The sequence below is a fragment of the Kitasatospora nipponensis genome (assembly GCF_039528135.1).
Taxonomy (GTDB): Bacteria; Actinomycetota; Actinomycetes; order Streptomycetales; family Streptomycetaceae; genus Kitasatospora; species Kitasatospora nipponensis.
In genome coordinates this window covers 1-911 of the sequence record NZ_BAAALF010000561.1, presented here as the reverse complement: position 1 = coordinate 911, position 911 = coordinate 1, and the positions used below count along the sequence as shown (strand labels likewise).

At 71.8% G+C, this 911-nt stretch carries 1 protein-coding gene; it reads left to right on the top strand.

All coding sequences use genetic code 11. From position 1 onward, the window contains the following. Positions 1 to 911 (top strand): sugar ABC transporter ATP-binding protein (locus tag ABD323_RS41890; protein ID WP_344447318.1); only part of this gene is annotated, 911 nt, incomplete at both ends.

The following is a 911-nucleotide window of genomic DNA, read 5'->3' as shown; positions in this document are numbered from 1 at the left end:
TGCGGGCGCTGACCGGTGAGGCGAAGGTGATCGCCTTCGACGAGCCGACCTCCTCGCTCTCCGAACAGGAGGTGGACGCGCTCTTCGCGCTGATCCGCCGGCTGCGGGACCAGGGTGTGGCGGTCATCTACGTCTCGCACCGGATGAAGGAGATCTTCCAGCTGGCCGACCGGATCGCGGTGCTGCGCGACGGTGCCCTGGCCGGGGTGCTGGACGCCGCGGCGGCGACCGAGGGCGAGCTGGTGCGGATGATGGTGGGCCGCGACCTGTCGGCGATGTTCGTGCGGCAGAACGTGGCCACCGAGCGGGTCGTGCTCGACGTGCAGCAGGTCAGCACGGACGACGTGCACGACATCAGCCTGCGGATCCGGGCCGGCGAGGTGGTCGGTCTGGCCGGCCTGATCGGTGCCGGGCGCTCCGAGCTGGCGCTGGCGCTGGCCGGTGACCTGCCGATCCGGTCGGGCCGGGTCCTGCTGGAGGACCGGGAGCTGCGGTCGGGCCGTCCCGGTGAGGTGATCCGGGCGGGGCTGGGGCTGGCGCCGGAGGAGCGCAAGGCCCAGGCGCTCTTCCTGCAGCGCTCGATCCGTGACAACACCTCGCTGGTGGTGCTGGAGCGGTTGCGGCGCTGGCGGTTCGTGCGGCGTTCGGCCGAGCGGGCGCTGGCGCAGGAGTACAGCGACCGGCTGCGGGTGCGCACCCCCTCGATCGAGCACGAGGTGCGCAAGCTGTCCGGTGGCAACCAGCAGAAGGTGGTGCTGGCCCGCTGGCTGGCCCGCAAGCCGAAGGTGCTGATCCTGGACGAGCCGACCCGCGGCATCGACGTGGGCGCCAAGGCGGAGATCTACCAGATCATCGCCGACCTGGCGAAGGAGGGCGTCGCCCTGCTGGTCATCTCCTCCGAGCTGCCCGAG